This is a genomic window from Blautia sp. LMAG:89 (genome assembly GCF_008679485.1).
In the GTDB taxonomy this organism is placed as follows: Bacteria; Bacillota; Clostridia; order Lachnospirales; family Lachnospiraceae; genus Blautia_A; species Blautia_A fusiformis.
Map to the genome: position 1 here is coordinate 653,489 of NZ_NANC01000004.1, position 17,913 is coordinate 671,401.

The window sequence follows — 17,913 nt, forward strand, 5'->3', positions numbered from 1 at the left end:
AGGTTTCTTTCACCTCTTATTATTGGCTTAGATTCAGATGTTTATAGCTGCTCCAACGTTCACCCGGTTAATTCTTTGCCTGGGCAAGGGCCTTTTGTGCAGCGTCCAGGATCCCCTCGGAGGAATATGTGGCTCCGCTGACAGTATCGATTCCATCCGCCGACTGGTTTGCCATGATCTGAGAATAGATCGTGCTCCATGCAGGATCAAAAAATTCCGGTGTATCCTGATTTGTCTGCTCAATGGATACGATCTGGCCTCCTGAGATCGTAATTGTCAGATATGTTTTTCCTCCATATCCAAAAGCCGAGCCTGTATACGTTCCATCTCTGTACATTCCCACCGGTTCCGGTGCTTCCGTTGGCTCCGGTGTTGCATCCGGCTCATCTGTCCCTGGTGTTGGAGTTACATTGGGTTTTTCAGGAACCGGCGTCACATCCGGGTCGTCCGGCTCCGGCGTCGGGGTTGCTGCCGGCGTCTCTGTTGGCTTCGGTGTGGCTGTTGGTTTCGGCGTTGCCGTAGGTTTCGGTGTGGCTGTTGGCTTTGGTGTCGGTTTCTTTGTCGGAGTTGGTGTCGGTTTCTTTCCATACTCCGGATTGATCGCTTCTTTAAGAGCTTTTTTTACAGCGTTGAGAATTCCGTTGGAGGAATAGGTTGCTCCGCTGACTGCATCAATATCATCTACAGAATCCGTACCAATGATCTGTTCCTCCAGCACGCTCCATGCTTTTTCAAAAAACTGCTTTGTGTCCGTATTTTCCTGTTTCAGGGCTTCGATCACTCCATCCTTGATGGTCACAATTACTTTCACGTCTCCATTGAAGCCCTTTGCCGAAGCTGTATATTTACCGTCCAGATATTTTTGGGGACTGTCCGGATCTTCCGGTTTCTTTGTAGGAGATGGTTTTTTTGTAGGTGACGGAGCTGATGTCGGAGTTGGTAAAGCAGTTACTGCAGGTGTAGGGGTGACCTGCTGGCTGTTTCCATCTGCCGCTGCCTGGGAGAGGGCATTCTGAACTGCCTGGATGATTCCGTTGGAGGAATAGGTTGCTCCACTTACTGCATCTACATTCGGTGTATTTCCGGCAATCATCCTGCTGATCACACCCTGAGCTGACGCAAAATACGACGCAGTTTCTCCAGATGCCTCCAGAATATCTATGGCCGCAATCTTTCCACCGCTGATTGTTACTCTCACGCGGATCGTCCCGCCAAATCCGGTTCCGCTTCCTTCATACGTACCGTCCTTATATCCATCTGCCGGAACGCTTGCTACCGGTGTCTGCGTGGTTCCCTGTCCTGCGGCGCCGGCATTGCTTTTTGCAGATTCGGAAACCGTTCTTGTACCGGAGCTTTTTTTCGCTGCTGTTTTTTTTGAACTTTTTTTTGATGAGCTTTTCTTTTTTGTTGTACTGTTTTTCTCAGCTGTGTTGTCAGAAACAGTATTTTCTTTTTCATACCCGAAATATTTTTCCAGCTCTGAAGCGGACATTACGGTCGTCTCTGCCTGCCCGACTGCTTCTGTCTCTCCATCAGAGCCCTTCGCCTTTATGCCTGAAAACACAAGCGCCGCAATCACAGCAGCTGCAGGGACCAGCTTGGTCCAGGGTATCTTCGGAGTATTTTTTTCCTCCTGCTTTTTATCTTTCAGATCTTTTTCCATGCTTCCTTACTCTCTCCTCTTTTCTTGCGGCCTCTGTCAGACATTGCTCTTCAGAAATCAGCAGACCTCTGCCGCAGACATTGCTCTATGTCTGCGGCAGAGGCTCCCGGATATCTGTGCTCACATTCGGTTCAACAGTGAAATTATTTAACTGTTACCACAAATTTCTTTGTAATTCCGTTGCATTTCACTGTGATCGTTGCTTTACCTTTTTTGATTCCCTTTACAACACCTTTGCTGTTTACAGCTGCAACTTTTTTATTGCTGCTTGTATATGTAACCTTGCCTGCAGGTGTTGCTTTGGATCTGATGGTTGTTGTTTTACCTTTTTTGATCGTTGCAGAAGATTTTACAAGACTGAATGCAGGATTCTTGACAACTACTTTGCAGGTTGTCTTCAGGGCTCCTGCCTTTGCTGTAATCGTAACGGTTCCTGCTTTGATTCCTTTTACAACACCTGTTTTACTGTTTACGGTTGCAATCTTTGTGTTGCTGCTTGTGTATTTTACAGTTGCAGATGGTGTTGCAGTTGCTTTTACAGTTGCTGTTTTTCCTTTGTAGATCGTTACGGAAGCCTTTGCAAATTTAATTGTAGAAGCTTTTACTGTTACCTTGCAGGTTGCTGTGGCATTTCCTACCTTTGCTGTGATAACTGCTGTTCCGGCTTTTACGCCTTTAACAACACCCTTGCTGCTTACTGTTGCAACCTTTGTGTTGCCGGACTTAAATGTTACTGTTGCATCGCTGTCATTTGTTGTTGCCTTAAGAGTCGTTGTTTTTCCTGTATATACAGCTGCTGCTGTCTTATCAAGTGTAACTGTTACCTTCTGAAGCTCTTTCTCTGCTCCCTGAAGATGTTCAAGTGCTTCATTTACCTCAGCCTGACTTGCATCTGTTTTTGCAAGAATGTCTTCTGCTTCCTGAAGCTCACCGGCAAAGGACTTCCAGGTTGCAATTGTGTAATCTGCCTCTGCCAGAGCCTTTGCAGCTTCCACTTCTGTTTTAAGACTTGTAAAATCAGTTGGCTCCATTGTAGGATTTACGATATTCTCTGCAGTTGCCTGGAAGCTGTAGGTATAGTCATTATATCCAAGAGCATACACTGTCAGTTTCCAGTATCCTGTTCCGTCTGTTCCTCCCGGAAGCTTGCAGCGTGCAGATTTTGTAAGTCCAAGCTGGATTCCCATTGCTTTATGCATCCAGTTATCTGCGGCAAACTTGGTTCCATAAGAAGCGAGGCATTTTGTATATGTGGAATCATCTCCATAATAATCCCAGCGTACAGCCTGCATATTTGCACCAAGATCACCATAATTTCCATTGAGATCCACACGGAGGAATTCGCCGTAGCTTCCGCTTGCTGCTTTTACACTCGGCTTGATCTCTGTTGCTGTTTTTAACGCCTGATCCTTGATACCGGAAGCTGTTCCGTCTGATTTTCTTGCTGTAAATGTAAAGCTGTCACCATTTTTCTCCGCATATTTCAGACCATTTGTCTGTGCATTTACGTCTGCCACAAGGCCTTTGTAATACTGGAGATTGTTTTCACTGTATCCTCCGGAGAGCACAGCTCCATCCTGTACGACATTATACTTTTTGCAGAAATCTGCAAAATCTGCGGTCTTAACTGCTACCGGAACATATTTCAGACCATATATCTCATAATGACCCATCGTATAGGTTTTTCCATCTTCTGTTGTTATACTGCCTCTGTTCCATTTTACCTTGGAACCGTCTGTAAGATAAAGTGTGCTTCCTTTATCCTCCCAGTAGGATACGTCGAATCTGGTTCCGTCTTCAGCAATGATCGTAGCTTCTGTCTGATAGCTTCCTCTGTGGAGTCCATGATTTGCAGTCGCTCTTGTTACTGTATCAAAAGCTCCTGTATCAAACTCACTATGTGAATCCTTCTCTTCTGAAGAGCTTGTATCTCCAGCTGCATATACGCCTTCTGCTGCCCAGTACTCACCCCAGGTAAGTCCTGCATATACGTACTGATACTCGCCTGTCAGCTGGTCAGAATCGGAAAATGCTTCCGCCACTTCATCGCCTTCTGTGAAATCCTCTTCCCCTGTAGAGAACGGGTCTGCTTCCTCTGCTGTATCTTCCTGCTGGATATCCTCTGTCTCGTCTGCAGCAGCTTCTGGCACTGCTGCATCCTCTGCTGCTTCTTCTGTTATGTCTGCAGCATCCTCTATAGCTTCTTCTGCTACAGCTTCAGTATCCTCTGCCGTTTCCTCTGTGCTAAAATCCTCCGTATCTCTTGTCTCTGCCTCGGAAATCACGGCTGCATCAAGATCAGATGCCATTACAGCGGTCGGAAAGGTTGTTGCTGCCACTGCAAGACTTAAAATGCATGGAGCTGTTTTTTTCAATAGATTCCACTTCTGCATTGCTTATTCCTCCTAAAAATATGATATATTTATAGAACCCTTTCCAGGTTTACTATCGCAAGTACTGCGGATATGAGCATTCCCCCTGCCAAACAGTCATAAACCGGATCGCCGGGAGATCAGCTTCACTCTGCAACATCCTCCACACTATAGGAATCCGCAAGCAGGCTGAACCGCTCCTTCATCCCCTCAGTGAGATACACATGATGGTCTCCATCCACAAAAAGTCCGTCTGCACCGTAAGCTTTCAACAGCTGTGTCCCTTTTTCCACCCCCAGCACAAAACATGCTGTGGAAAGCGCATCTGCCTCCAGACCTGAGTCACAGACTACCGTTACCCCGGTCACTCCGCTTTCTGCCGGATAGCCGGTAGACGGGTCCATAATGTGGTGGTACCTTACACCATTTTCGATAAAATATTTCTCATAATCTCCGGATGTGGAAAGAAATTCTGTACCATTTAAGGCAACCACACCAAGATAGTCATCCTCATTTTCAGCTCTGGGATCTGTCACTGCCACATTCCAGGAAGAACCATCCGGCTTGCTTCCGTAGGTCATGACACTGCTTCCTCCTAGATTCATAAGTGCTGCTGTTACATCCTTCTTTGTTTCCAGTTCTTTAAGGATCAGGTCACAGCCAATACCCTTTCCCGCTGCTCCAAGATCCAGAGAACAGCCCTCCTCCATGTGGACCGTATTTCCGTCAAGAAAAATCTTCTGATATCCGGAATCCTTCAGAACATTCTTAATTTCTGCTTCTTCCGGAATTTTCTGGTTTTCCCCTCCAATATCCCACAGGCGGATCAGCTTCCCGATGGTTGGGTCAAAGGCTCCGTCAGAATCCTCTGCGATCTTCAGAAGACGTTTCAGGTATCCGGAAAGCTCGTCGGAAATCTCCGTATCTTTTCCGCTGTCTGCATTCACCTTATAGATCTGGGACTTCTCATTGGTCCAGGAAAGAAGGTTCGTCTCCACATCTGTCAGCACAGCTGTCAGCTTACTGTTTATATCGTCACCTGTGGTATAGAGTGTTTCTGATACCACAGTATCCATTGCAAAATCTGTATCGGTATATGTCTGTACATCATTTTCCGAAGCAGCCATGCACAGCACAGGAAACAACACCGCAATTCCTGTAAATGTAGCTGCTGCCAGAAAAGTTTTCTTTTTCAGAGCCTGATATCTCATAGATCATTTTTCCTCAATTGTTCCAATGTGAATATTTTTTCTCGGGCATGCTGCGGCACATGCGTGGCAGCAAAGACATTCGCCGGATCTGCCTGTGTCGCCGTCGATATCCAGATGAGCCGGACATCTTTTTTTACAGAGACCACATTTCGGCGGACATTTCTCACGGTTTCTCCGAAACAGTGCACCCGGAAGGATTGGCATTAATGCAAAAACCGCTCCCATGGGACAGAGAAACTGGCAGAAAAACCTTTCCTGTGTACACATTCCCACAATGATCAGCACCAGGAACACAATTCCCACCAGATATTTGCTGTTCGGGAGCCGTCCTGCCGTGAGCATGGAAAAAACATCCCACGGGCTGGTTCCCGTAAGCTTTCCGTATACACCTGTAAGGCAGGAAAGCAGGATCAGTGCCAGTACGATATATTTGACTTTCTGAAGCCCGTGAACCATTTTTTCGGAAAGAGTCGGTTTCTTTTTTTTGTGAAAGCATTTCATCCGGATCCAGGAAAAGCCTTCATATACGGCATCTCCGAAAGATCCGAATGCACACGCATATCCGCAGAAATGTCTTCCGAAAAAACAGGTAAAGATCAGAAGCACTGCCGTTACAGTCAGAAAGGAATTCCACTCCACCGGCTGACCGGCCGCAATGGCAAGAAAGATCGATTTGATACCTGCAAAGGCTGTAGAAAACAGAGACGGGGCGGCAATAAAAAATGCCAGCTGTATTCCCGCACGCATCAGCCTTACCTCCCGCTGTCTTTTTTTCATGAGTTTTCCGCCTTTCCAAGTGCCGCATCCACTGCGTTCAGGATTCCTGTGGAGCTGAACGTTGCTCCGGATACGGTATCCACATCTGTACTCTGAGCACTCAGGATGGAATCGATCACACTCTCTGCCTGTGAAAGATATGCACTGTCCTCACCTGGGGCGCTGACTACGTTGATGGATGTGATCTCATCACCGGTAAGTGTCACCTCCACCTGAATGGTCCCGCCGTATCCCTCGGCTTCTCCTGTATAGGTTCCATCTTTATATACATTATCGGAATCTGCGGTTGCTGTGTCCTCTGCGTCTGCATCGGATACATTGCCGTCTGAAGTGTCTGTTGTTTTGTCATCGCCTGCTGTATCTGTATCACTGCTGCCTGATCCTGCAGATGCTGCCTGATTCTGCATACGATTTACATAACTCGTCTCCAGCGCACTGAGAAGTTCATTCTGCTGCTCCTGAAGTGTATCTACCTTATCTGTCAGAGCCGCGATCTCTTTTTCATTTGCCTGGGCTTTCATGCTGCTGTTATAAAAAAGTACAGCCAGGATCACCAGCAGTAAGGAGATCACTCTCATATAAAAATTCTGATTTTTCATCTCTTTTCTCCCTTGTATTTATAACAATTCCGTAAATTGCTGCATCAGGCTCAACTGTGCGAACATATATGGCTGCGTCAGATGCTCTCGATCTATTCCTTCAATCTGCGTATAACTGTCTTTTGGATAAATTATATAGTTTTTATCCATATACATAAATTAGTTTTGATTAATCTTTTTTATAAAATTAGATGATGCTAACTTACAGTTAGGTATTATATCACCTGTTTTTTTTCTTGTCTACACTTTTGTTAGTAGTTTATAACTTTTTCCAATATGAATTTTTCTGTTTTATGTCTTTTATAAAAGAAAAATCATCGCCACTCCTCCCTTTCCGTTGGGAACAGCTGTATGAATTATGGTTAGATATCATTAACTTATGTTTGCCTTTTAATTTCGATTATGATATGATTTTTTCTGAATCTGTAACAGAAATGGAGATTTGTTTTGAAGAAAAAAGAATTGATTTTTATTGCCGGGATCCTGATTCTGGCGGGGGTTCTCTGGCTTGGTTTTCAGATTGCGGGGAAACGTTCCCATAATACGATCCGTATTACCGTTGACGGAAAAGAATTCGGAACCTATTCGCTTTCCCAGGACCAGATCATCCACATCGGAGACACCAATGTCTGCGAGATCAAAGATGGAAAAGTTACAATGATCGAAGCAACCTGCCCGGACCATTACTGTATGAAACAGAAGGCTGTGGACGAGCACGGCGGTTCCATCATCTGCCTTCCTAATAAGGTTGTAATAGAAGGGGAAAATACTGCAGAGGATTCGGATTCGGAGAGTTCGCCTAAAATTGATGCGGTGACATAAAATTTCCGGAGAATATGCGCAATGCGTGTTCTCCGTAGATTTTTCTCTGACAGACGGTATTCTGTCTGTGCTATTCCTGCAACGATATTCCTGCAACAAATGAAAGGATTTATTTATGAAACGAAAAACAGCTTATCTCGGATTATTTGCCGCAGTAGCGATCATTTTTGGATATGTGGAGTCTCTGGTCCCTGTATTTACAGGGATTCCGGGTATCAAGCTCGGGCTTGCAAACCTGGCGGTACTTTTTATACTGGACCGATATTCCTTTAAAGAAGCGGCTCTCGTGTCCGTTGTCAGGATCCTGGTGATCGGATTTATGTTTGGAAATCTGTTCAGTATTTTGTATAGTCTGGCCGGCGCTGCGCTTAGCCTGACTGTGATGGATCTTTTGAAAAAACATTCCGGCTTCAGTCTGATCGGTATCAGTGTGGCCGGTGGTGTCACACATAATATCGGGCAGCTGCTCGTTGCCATGATCGTGGTGAGCAATACGAGTTTGATGGTTTATGCACCGGCACTGCTGGTAGCAGGTGTCCTGGCGGGGATTCTCATAGGATGGTTGACAAAGGAGGTTGTGGGACGACTTCCTTTGAATCTATAATTATGTGATTTGATTTTTTAGATTATAGTTTTCACTTTTTAAAGTGAGGGAAATTGTGTGGTTTGATTTTTTAGATTATAGTTTTCACTTTTTGAAGTGAGATAAATTGGGTAGTTTGATTTTTTGGGATTGTAGTTTTCACTTTTTGAAGTGAGAGGAAATTGGATGGTTTGATTTTTTTGGATTATAGTTTTCACTTTTTGAAGTGAGAGGAAATTGGATGGTTTGATTTTTTTGGATTATAGTTTTCACTTTTTGAAAGTGGGTAATTTGCGAGAAGGGGAAGCACTCATAGTTGCGAAGGCCGTCTCCCCTTCTCGCGCTCTTCCCCTCCTGGCCACGCCGCTGTGATGCGTTATGGAATGTGTAAGTGTATCGGCTCAGTCCTGTATTCTGCTGTATCGGCAGTGACAGACTGAGCCGATTATTGATTCTGCCATGTATTCTGCTGCACTGGCAGTAGCAGGCTGAGCCGATTGTTGCTTTGGCGCTGTTTATTGCTTCTGCACTGCTTGTTGCTTCGGCGCTGATTATTGTTTCTGTACTGTTTGTTGTTTCTGGCTGAATGGGAAAGCGGCCTGCGTAGCAGACCTATTTCCTGGATTGTGGCGTATCGCTGTTATTCAGGAACAGGTTTGCTTTGCAGACCACTTTTCATGCGGAGCAAATAAAAAACGCCTCGCCAATATATTTACGTCAGCATAAATCGGCTCAACCTTCCACAGCCAACGTAGTAGAATCCATCGCCCCTCCAATATCTTCACATATTTCTACAGCCTACAATAGCTGCGTGCCCGGAAAGGGGGAGCTCGAGGGGGAAAAGCGGGCTTCGCAACTTTGAGTGCTTTCCCCCTCGTACCTGCCCATGCCAAAATGGTCCCCCTGAAAGGGAAAGTACCTGCGTTTCAAGCATCCTCCCGGAAGGCGATCAGGCTTCGGTTTCATCATGGAACTGCGGGATCGGAGTTACCGGAGGATAAGGATCCACCGGAGGTTCATCAAACTCTCCGGAAATATTTCGATAGAAAACTGCCATACAGGTTTCTATATAAGGCACCAGCCAGATCAGTGCCAGATACAATGTAAATATGGAAAAAATGATCCACGGAACAAAACTTAAGAGCATTTTCATATATTCCCAGTAATGTCCCTTCATAAGCTTTGCACTGGCTTTCAGTGCCTGCACTCCTTTTATGTCCGAATTATCGGACAGGATGTAATAGCTCATGGTGAACGGCATAGCTGCCAGCAGGTTCAGCGCGAACCCGAGAAGTGTGAGCAGCATGTAAGTTACTGCCCAGTTCATCTGCTCCTCCGTTGTATTTCCCATATTGCTTGTAAAAGAAAACCACGCCAGTGGAAGTGATGTCACCAGATTGATCAATGCCAGCACAAAGGATGCCACGATCACATGATCCGGCTGATGGCTGAAAAAGTACAGAAGGTCTCCGAAAGAGTAGGCTTCCCTTCTGGAAATATTCAGATAGATCCGGTAAAGTCCTGCGGAAAAAATACAGATCACCAGAGAAAGGACAAAGCTGAATACCTCTCCTCCAATGATCGCATACAGGGAATCTCCCGGAAAAAGTGCTGTGGAAATATAGCTTGAAACTGCGCTCATCGCCGCAACCGCAATACTCCCGATCACAGGGACCGTAAAATTACCGGCCAGAGTTTCCCCTGCCAGCTTCTTACAGCCCTTCAGATTTTTTCTCATAATTCTGTATCCCTTCGTTATAGAAGGCGGAGACTCATCCAAGCCTCCGCCCCGTCATTTTTTACTTCAGATATATCATATTCTCATATTTCACATCTGTTTAGTCTGCAAGATTAAACGCATCATGTACCGCATTCATGGCACGTACGCCATCTTTCTCGTTAATGAGAACCGTCACACGGATCTCAGATGTTGCGATCATATTGATGTTCACACCCTCATTGTAAAGGCTTTCGAACATTTTTGCAGCAACACCTGGATTGCTCATCATACCTGCTCCTACAATAGAAAGCTTGGCAATGTTTTTCTCCGCATGAAGCTCAGAATAGGCGATGCGTGCCTGGTTAGCTTCCAGAACACCCATTGCATCGTCCAGATCATTTTTATCAACAGTAAAGGAAATGTCCTTGGTTCCGGCACGGCCGATAGACTGAAGGATCATATCCACATTGATATTTTTCTTAGCCAGGGTATCAAAAAGCTTAAATGCCACTCCTGGTGAATCTTTAAGTCCGATCACAGCAATACGTACTGCATCTGTATCCAGAGCAACACCGCTGATCAGCATTCTCTCCACTGTTACTTCCTCCTTTACCACAGTTCCTTCGCTGTTGTTGAGACTGGAACGTACCACCAGCGGCACGCCGTATTTCTTTGCCATCTCCACAGAACGGTTATGAAGCACTCCCGCACCCAGAGTTGCCAGATCCAGCATTTCATCGTAAGTGATCTCCTTAAGCTTGCGGGCATTCGGAACCTTACGCGGGTCAGCGGTATAAACACCGTCCACATCGGTATAGATCTCACAGGCATCTGCATGAAGCGCTGCCGCAAGAGCTACGGCTGTGGTATCAGAACCGCCACGTCCAAGTGTGGTATAGTCATTATATTTATCAATGCCCTGGAAGCCTGTGACCACAACGATCCTGCGGTTATCCAGCTCTCTGCGGATACGTGCCGCCTCGATCTTTTTCAGGCGTGCGCTGCCATGTGCACTTGTTGTGTGCATAGCTACCTGAAAAGCGTTCAGAGAAACAGCCGGTACTCCCAGACTGTCCATAGCCATGGACATCAGTGCCACTGACATCTGCTCTCCGATGGTAAAAAGCATATCCATCTCACGTTTCGGAGGTTTATCATTGATATCCTTTGCCATGGTGATCAGCTCATCGGTATACTTACCCATTGCAGAAAGCACGACCACCACGTCGTTTCCTTTTTTGTAATCTTCGATACATCTTCTGGCAACATTAAAGATACGCTCTTTGTTTGCCACAGAAGTACCGCCGAATTTTTTTACAATCAACATGTTCTTTTCTTCCCTTCGGCATCAATCCTTTACACGGATCATTGCCAGTACTTTTCCGGTGAGCTTGCTGATCTTCTCATAATATTCAGCCTGCTTCATCACCGGTGTGATAAATCCGAATTCGTCCGGAAGGTCATCCGGCTCGATAGTCTGTACATCACCGAAAGCTTTTTCTACTTCATCCATAGTAGTATCAGACACACGTACAAAGAAGCGTCCCTCTACTTCATCCATATCCATGAGTTCAAGAGCATAGCTGCTCCAGTTTGTCATGATATTTCTGTGGAGATGCTTTGCTTCATCCACAACATCTGCAACTACTGCACTTGCAGTCGGAAGCTTACCTGCTCCGCTTCCGTAGAACATGGCATCTCCAAGAACGTTTCCGTGCACAAATACTGCATTAAACACATCATTTACACTGTAAAGCGGGCTGCTCTGACCTACCAGGAACGGCGCTACCATTGCATAGAAAGAATCTCCGATCCTGCGGCTTGTGGCAAGAAGCTTGATGGTCATGCCAAGCTCTTTTGCATATTCCATATCTGCCGGTGTGATCTTTGTGATTCCTTCTGTATAAATATCCTCGTAATTCAGGAATTTTCCGTATGCAAGTGAAGAAAGGATGGCGATCTTACGGCATGCGTCAGCACCTCCTACATCTGCAGTCGGATCTGCCTCTGCATAGCCCTTTGCCTGGGCTTCCTTCAGAACCGTATCAAAATCACAGTTCTCTGTGCTCATCTTGTAAAGCATGTAGTTTGTGGTTCCGTTAAGGATTCCTGTGATCTCATCGATCTCATCTGCTGTCAGTGAGGAATTCAGTGCGCGGATGATCGGGATACCGCCGCCGCAGCTTGCCTCAAAAAGGAAGTTGATATTTTTTTCTTTTGCGATCTCCATGAGCTCGGAACCATGTTTGGCTACCAGGGCCTTGTTGGATGTGCTTACGCTCTTTCCTGCCAGAAGTGCTCTTTTTACAAAGGTATAAGCAGGCTCAATTCCGCCCATAACCTCAACGACAATATCTACTTCCGGATCGTTTACGATCACTTCATAATCATGAACCAGAACTTTCTCAACCGGATCTCCCGGAAAATCTCTTAAGTCAAGAACGTATTTGATGTTGATCTCATCTCCGGCTCTCTTGTTAATGCTCTCATGATTGGTGTTGATGACTTCAACAACTCCGCTTCCTACTGTACCGTAGCCTAATACTGCTATGTTTATCATATGCTTACTCCCTGCCTAAAATTTTCAAATAGTGTATACCGTCTCTCTGCTCAATATCCTCCACCATAGCCTCTGCGTCGCCTTCTCCCGGAAGGATGTCAACGCTCAGCGTCAGTGTTGCGACTCCGTTAATTGGAATACTCTGATGTATGGTCAGGATATTACCGTGAAAACGGGCAATCGTCTGCAGCACCATTGATAAAAGCCCCGGCTCATCGTCCATCTGAATGATAAAGGTGATGGTCTTTCCCTTGGTCTCCTCGTGGAAAGGAAAAATATCGTCCTTATATTTGTAAAAAGAACTGCGGCTGATCCCGGTCCTTTCAGCAGCTTCCTGAACAGTAGCCACCCGTTTGGATTCCAGCAGTCTCTTGGCCTCAACCACCTTGAGAAGTACTTCCGGCACTGCCCGTTCTCTTACTACATAGTATTTTTTCTTTTCAACCTGTTTCTGCATAGTAACCTCTCTGACTGCTGTTCACACTGTGACCAGCAGCCCCCTGTCCGTTTCATAAAGACAACTGTTTTTGTACAAAAGATATATTATCATAATAAAAGAAACTCCACAAGCGATTTTTTGCCTGCGGAGTCCTTTTCTCTGTCTTTATGGGGTTCCGTGACAGTAATGTTATTCTTTCTTTTTCGCCAGCGCGATCCATTTCAGGTATGCATTGATAAAGATGTCAATACCACCGTCCAGAACTGCGTCAACATTACCGGTTTCTTCATTGGTTCTATGGTCTTTTACCATGGTGTATGGCTGCAGGACATAGGAACGGATCTGGTTTCCCCAGCCGATATCTGTCACTTCGCCTCGAATGCCGGAAAGTTTCTCCTCAGCTTCCTGCTGTTTCAGAAGATACAGTTTGGCTTTCAGCATCTGCATGGCCTTGTCCTTGTTCATGTGCTGAGAACGTTCATTCTGGCACTGTACCACGATTCCTGTAGGGAAATGGGTGATACGGATCGCAGAGGATGTCTTGTTGATGTGCTGTCCACCGGCACCGCTGCTTCGGTAGGTATCAATACGGATATCATCATCATTGATCTCAACGTCCAGATCTTTCTTGATATCCGGCATAACATCACAGGATACAAAAGATGTCTGTCTCTTTCCTGCCGCATTAAACGGGGAAATACGTACAAGACGATGAACACCCTTCTCGGATTTCAGATAACCGTAGGCGTTCTCTCCGTTCACCTGGAAGGTTACAGATTTCACACCGGCCTCATCACCGTCAAGGTAATCCAGTACTTCCAGCGCAAAGCCTTTCTTCTCCGCCCATCTGCTGTACATACGATAAAGCATTCCGCACCAGTCGCAAGCTTCTGTACCGCCGGCTCCTGCGTTCAGCTTGATGATGGCATTCTCTCCGTCGTACTCTCCGGAAAGAAGTGTCTTCACACGGATGCTGTCAAAGCTTGCCTGGAACTCGTCCAGCATTTCCTGGATCTCAGGGATGATCTCCGGATCATTCTCCTCATATCCCATCTCGATCATGGTTTCCATATCTTCCATCTGTGTTTCCAGATTATGGTATGTCTCAATATCATCCTTGAGACTCTTTAACTGTTTCATCTTCATCTGAGATACTTCTGCGTTATCCCAGAAATCAGGCGCTTCCATCTCGCGCTCTAATTCTTCGACCTTCTGCTCTTTGTTAGCGAGGTCAAAGTGAATCCCTCACTTCCACTAATGGCTCTGTGTATGTTGCAAGAATACTCTTGAACTGATCTAACTCAACCACAGCTTCACCTTCTTTCTATATATTGATACAGGATTTCCTGCCTGTCTTATACAATACCATATGGGCATGGAAATTACAACGAAAACGTGGTCAGGGCGTAAATATCCCCTCTCCTGTGCTTCAGAAGCGGCAGCTGCTCCCGAACTTTTTTTACCTCGTCCAGATCCAGTTCCACTATCTCCACGTCCGGCTTTTCTTCCATTTCCATGAGGACTTTTCCCCAGGGGTCTGCGACAATGGAGTGGCCCCAGGAATGGTACACGGCGTTCAGGTCTCTGGCTGGTGCAGCTCCGATGGTGTATACCTGGTTATCCACGGCTCTCTGGCGGAACATCAGCTCCCAGTGGATGGGCCCTGTTGTCATGTTAAAAGCAGCCGGCACGATGATCACCTGGGCACCTTCGTCCACCATCAGCCTGGCAAGCTCCGGGAAGCGGAAATCGTAACAGATGCAAAGGCCCATCTTTCCAAATTCTGTATCAAAAACCGTCACCTGGTCTCCCGGTGTCAGGGTATCGGATTCTTTAAAATACTGGCCGCCTTTTACATCAATGTCAAAAAGATGCATCTTCCGGTGCTTACCGATCTGATGACCATTTCTGTCAAAGACATAGGAAGTGTTATAAATATTGCCGGCTTCATCTCTCTCCGGCATACTTCCTGCTACGAGATAAATTCCGTGTTCTGCCGCCAGTCGGGAACATTTTTCCCAGGTATCTCCCCTCTCTGGTTCCGCATATTCCGGGAAGTATTTGTTCTCGTAGGGGCAACAGAACATTTCGGGCAGGACTGCCAGATCGATCCCCTGAAGTTCCGGGCTGGCAAGAAGTTCTGCTGCCTGGATGATATTGCGAAATTTATCAGTATATACATGTGTCTGAAGAATTGCAGTTTTTATAATTGCCATATTATCATGTCCCTTCTCTTACAGCGAAAATTAAGTATCTGCTATATTGACGCAGGATGATTAATATTCGCTGTACTCTGTTCCTGTGTAACAGAAATTCCAGAAAAAATAGCCCCACCGCATCATCTGGGTGAGACTATTTCTATCTTCCTTCTCAGATCTTGGCAGCCTTACGTCCGCAGCACTGTTTATATTTCTTGCCGCTTCCGCATGGGCACGGATCATTCGGGTATACTTTATCTTCTTTTCGCTGAACCGGTTTCTTCGGGCCTGCGCTGTCATCTTTGTTTGTGCCGGTTACCTTAGCAACCTGCTCACGCTCGATCTTCTGCTCCACATGAACATGATACAGCATACGTACAGTGTCTTCCTGAATGGAGCTGATCATGCTGTTAAACATCTCGAATGCGTTCATCTTGTACTCAACAACCGGATCTCTCTGGCCGTATGCCATCAGACCGATACCCTGACGGAGCATTTCCATATCATCGATGTGATCCATCCATTTGCTGTCGATGCATTTCAGAAGGACAACTCGCTCAAGCTCACGAAGCTGTTCCGGTTCCGGGAACTCAGCCTCCTTCGCTTCGTAAAGCTTCACAGCCTCTTCCTTCACAATGTGCTTGATCTCATCTTTCTTATGGCCTTTTACCTTCTCTGCGGTCAGCGGGTGGATCGGGATGATCGGAGTGATCGCAGTGTTGAACTCATTAAGATCCCACTCAGAAGAATCCATGTCATCGGAAAAGCACATGTCTGTCATGCTGTCTACGATATCTGTGATCATCTTGTAGATGGCATCACGCATATTCTCACCGTCAAGTACCTGGCGGCGCTCCTCATAGATGATCTCTCTCTGCTCATTGTTAACCTGGTCATAGTCGAGAAGGTTTTTACGGATACCGAAGTTGTTGAACTCGATCTTCTCCTGGGCTTTCTCGATGGCATTGGAAAGCATCTTGTGCTCGATCTGCTCATTCTCCTCAACACCAAGGGATGTGAACACCTTCATCAGTCTCTCGGAACCAAACAGACGCATCAGGTCATCCTCAAGGGAAATGTAGAAACGGGATTCACCCGGATCTCCCTGTCGTCCGGAACGTCCACGGAGCTGGTTATCGATACGTCTTGACTCATGACGCTCGGTACCGATGATCTTCAGACCGCCGGCCTCTCTTGCCACATCGTCAAGCTTGATATCGGTACCACGGCCTGCCATGTTGGTCGCGATGGTAACGGCATCTGCCTGTCCTGCCTGAGCTACGATCTCAGCCTCAAGCTCATGGAACTTGGCATTCAATACATTGTGGGGGATTCCCTCTCTCTTCAGCATTCTGCTGAGAAGCTCGGAAGTCTCGATGGTGATCGTACCAACCAGTACCGGCTGATGTTTTGCGTGAGCTTCCTTAACTGCCTCTACAACGGCGTTGAATTTCTCTTTCTTTGTCATGTAAACAGCATCATCAAGGTCTTTACGCTGTACTACACGGTTGGTCGGGATCTCTACAACGTCCATGCCGTAAATATCACGGAACTCTTTTTCTTCGGTAAGGGCTGTACCTGTCATACCGCCTTTTTTATCATATTTGTTGAAAAAGTTCTGGAAGGTAATGGTTGCGAGAGTCTTGCTCTCTCTCTTAACCTTCACATGCTCTTTCGCCTCGATCGCCTGATGAAGACCATCGGAGTAACGACGGCCCGGCATGATACGTCCAGTAAACTCATCAACGATCAGGATCTCGTCATCTTTTACAACATAATCCTGATCCTTGTGCATCAGATTATGTGCACGAAGTGCAAGGATGATGTTGTGCTGGATCTCCAGGTTTTCCGGATCTGCCAGGTTTTCGATATTAAAGAATTTCTCAACCTTCTTGATACCCTGCTCGGTAAGGTTGACGATCTTATCTTTCTCATTTACAACGAAGTCACCGGTCTCGATAACCTCCTCACCCATGATGGCTGCCATCTTGGTCATCTCATGGCTGGCCTCACCACGCTCCAGCTGCTGTGCAAGGATATCGCACACCTCATAAAGCTTGGTGGACTTGCCGCTCTGTCCGGAAATGATCAGAGGTGTACGTGCCTCATCGATCAGGACAGAGTCGATCTCATCGATGATACAGTAGTGAAGGTCTCTCTGAACAAGCTGTTCTTTATAGATGACCATGTTGTCACGAAGATAATCAAATCCAAGTTCGTTGTTTGTTACGTATGTGATGTCGCATCCGTATGCCGCACGGCGCTCTTCCGGCTTCATATCGTTAAGTACCACGCCTACAGTCAGGCCAAGGAACTCGTGAACCTTACCCATCCACTCGGCATCTCGTTTTGCCAGGTAGTCGTTGACGGTTACGATGTGGACACCTTTTCCCTCAAGGGCATTCAGGTATGCAGGAAGTGTGGAAACAAGAGTTTTACCTTCACCTGTTTTCATCTCGGCGATACGGCCCTGGTGAAGGATGATACCACCGATGATCTGTACACGGTAATGTTCCATTCCAAGTACACGCTTGGCTGCCTCACGTACAGTGGCAAATGCCTCCGGAAGAAGATCATCCAGTGTTGCACCTTCTGCAAGACGTTTCTTATATTCTCTTGTTTTGTCTCGTAACTGCTCATCCGTAAGCTGCTGCATCTGAGACTGATAGCTCTCGGTTTTTTCAACCAGCGGCATGATACGTTTTACCTCACGCTGGCTGCGGGTTCCAAATACTTTTGAAAAAACATTCATGTTTCTGCTCCAATCATTTTATTCGAATAAGACTGCTGTCTCTGATCTGTCCAATTTTGGATCATTCCAGTTCTCTGTTGATATCCGTTATACTGGATCACATATGGTATATATTCTACCACTTTCCTGTTATAAAAACAATGAACAATTATTTAACAAATCATGTCAGGAACAACAGAGTTATTGTTCACTCCGTTCTCAGTAACACAATAGAAAA

14 protein-coding genes are annotated in these 17,913 nt (G+C 46.1%); 2 read left to right on the top strand and 12 right to left on the bottom strand.

What is annotated here, in order from left to right:
• Nucleotides 1-67: 67 nt before the first annotated feature.
• From CCC70_RS06995 to CCC70_RS07015, 5 genes are all read right to left on the bottom strand, one after another.
• Nucleotides 68-1,663, bottom strand: coding sequence for an FMN-binding protein (locus CCC70_RS06995; RefSeq protein WP_287084539.1), 1,596 nt, complete (start codon nucleotides 1,661-1,663; stop codon nucleotides 68-70).
• Between the two features lie 143 nt (nucleotides 1,664-1,806).
• Nucleotides 1,807-4,056, bottom strand: coding sequence for a penicillin-binding Tp47 domain C-containing protein (locus tag CCC70_RS07000; protein ID WP_287084540.1), 2,250 nt, complete (start codon nucleotides 4,054-4,056; stop codon nucleotides 1,807-1,809).
• A gap of 125 nt (nucleotides 4,057-4,181) precedes the next feature.
• Nucleotides 4,182-5,246, bottom strand: a complete 1,065-nt coding sequence (locus CCC70_RS07005) for an FAD:protein FMN transferase (RefSeq protein ID WP_287084541.1) — start codon at nucleotides 5,244-5,246, stop codon at nucleotides 4,182-4,184.
• Between the two features lie 3 nt (nucleotides 5,247-5,249).
• Complete coding sequence (locus tag CCC70_RS07010; RefSeq protein ID WP_287084542.1) at nucleotides 5,250-6,023, bottom strand: 4Fe-4S binding protein; 774 nt, start codon at nucleotides 6,021-6,023, stop codon at nucleotides 5,250-5,252.
• Nucleotides 6,020-6,622 carry an FMN-binding protein gene (locus CCC70_RS07015; RefSeq protein ID WP_173776208.1) on the bottom strand — a complete coding sequence of 201 codons (603 nt, stop codon included), beginning with the start codon at nucleotides 6,620-6,622 and terminating at the stop codon, nucleotides 6,020-6,022. The genes CCC70_RS07010 and CCC70_RS07015 overlap by 4 nt, the downstream gene beginning before the upstream one ends.
• A gap of 447 nt (nucleotides 6,623-7,069) precedes the next feature.
• Between CCC70_RS07015 and CCC70_RS07020 the strand changes: the two genes are divergently transcribed.
• Nucleotides 7,070-7,444 (top strand): NusG domain II-containing protein, encoded by a 375-nt coding sequence (locus CCC70_RS07020; RefSeq protein ID WP_021652703.1) that lies wholly within the window; start codon nucleotides 7,070-7,072, stop codon nucleotides 7,442-7,444.
• Nucleotides 7,445-7,559: 115 nt separating this feature from the next.
• A complete protein-coding gene (locus tag CCC70_RS07025) occupies nucleotides 7,560-8,048 on the top strand; it encodes a Gx transporter family protein (protein ID WP_287084543.1) in 489 nt (162 codons plus the stop codon).
• A 928-nt stretch (nucleotides 8,049-8,976) separates the two neighbouring features.
• Here CCC70_RS07025 and CCC70_RS07030 read toward each other — a convergent pair.
• The 7 genes from CCC70_RS07030 to secA all read right to left on the bottom strand — a co-directional run bounded on the left by CCC70_RS07030 (nucleotide 8,977) and on the right by secA (nucleotide 17,696).
• A complete protein-coding gene (locus CCC70_RS07030) occupies nucleotides 8,977-9,765 on the bottom strand; it encodes a DUF975 family protein (protein ID WP_287084544.1) in 789 nt (262 codons plus the stop codon).
• Nucleotides 9,766-9,865: 100 nt separating this feature from the next.
• Nucleotides 9,866-11,074: an aspartate kinase gene (locus CCC70_RS07035; RefSeq protein WP_022427327.1), complete on the bottom strand. Its 1,209-nt coding sequence runs from the start codon at nucleotides 11,072-11,074 to the stop codon at nucleotides 9,866-9,868.
• A 21-nt stretch (nucleotides 11,075-11,095) separates the two neighbouring features.
• Nucleotides 11,096-12,307, bottom strand: coding sequence for a homoserine dehydrogenase (locus tag CCC70_RS07040; protein WP_287084545.1), 1,212 nt, complete (start codon nucleotides 12,305-12,307; stop codon nucleotides 11,096-11,098).
• 4 nt (nucleotides 12,308-12,311) lie between these two features.
• Nucleotides 12,312-12,764: an ACT domain-containing protein gene (locus CCC70_RS07045; protein WP_059086691.1), complete on the bottom strand. Its 453-nt coding sequence runs from the start codon at nucleotides 12,762-12,764 to the stop codon at nucleotides 12,312-12,314.
• Nucleotides 12,765-12,935: 171 nt separating this feature from the next.
• Nucleotides 12,936-14,055 (bottom strand): peptide chain release factor 2 gene (gene prfB / locus CCC70_RS07050; RefSeq protein WP_118061801.1). Its coding sequence is split into 2 segments (ribosomal slippage): nucleotides 12,936-13,979 and nucleotides 13,981-14,055, totalling 1,119 coding nucleotides; the frame shifts between segments, so codons are not numbered across the junction.
• Nucleotides 14,056-14,128: 73 nt separating this feature from the next.
• Entirely contained in the window at nucleotides 14,129-14,962 is an 834-nt protein-coding gene (locus tag CCC70_RS07055) for a carbon-nitrogen hydrolase family protein (RefSeq protein ID WP_278603474.1), read from the bottom strand.
• 154 nt (nucleotides 14,963-15,116) lie between these two features.
• Nucleotides 15,117-17,696, bottom strand: coding sequence for a preprotein translocase subunit SecA (gene secA / locus CCC70_RS07060; protein ID WP_021652694.1), 2,580 nt, complete (start codon nucleotides 17,694-17,696; stop codon nucleotides 15,117-15,119).
• Nucleotides 17,697-17,913 lie beyond the last annotated feature (217 nt).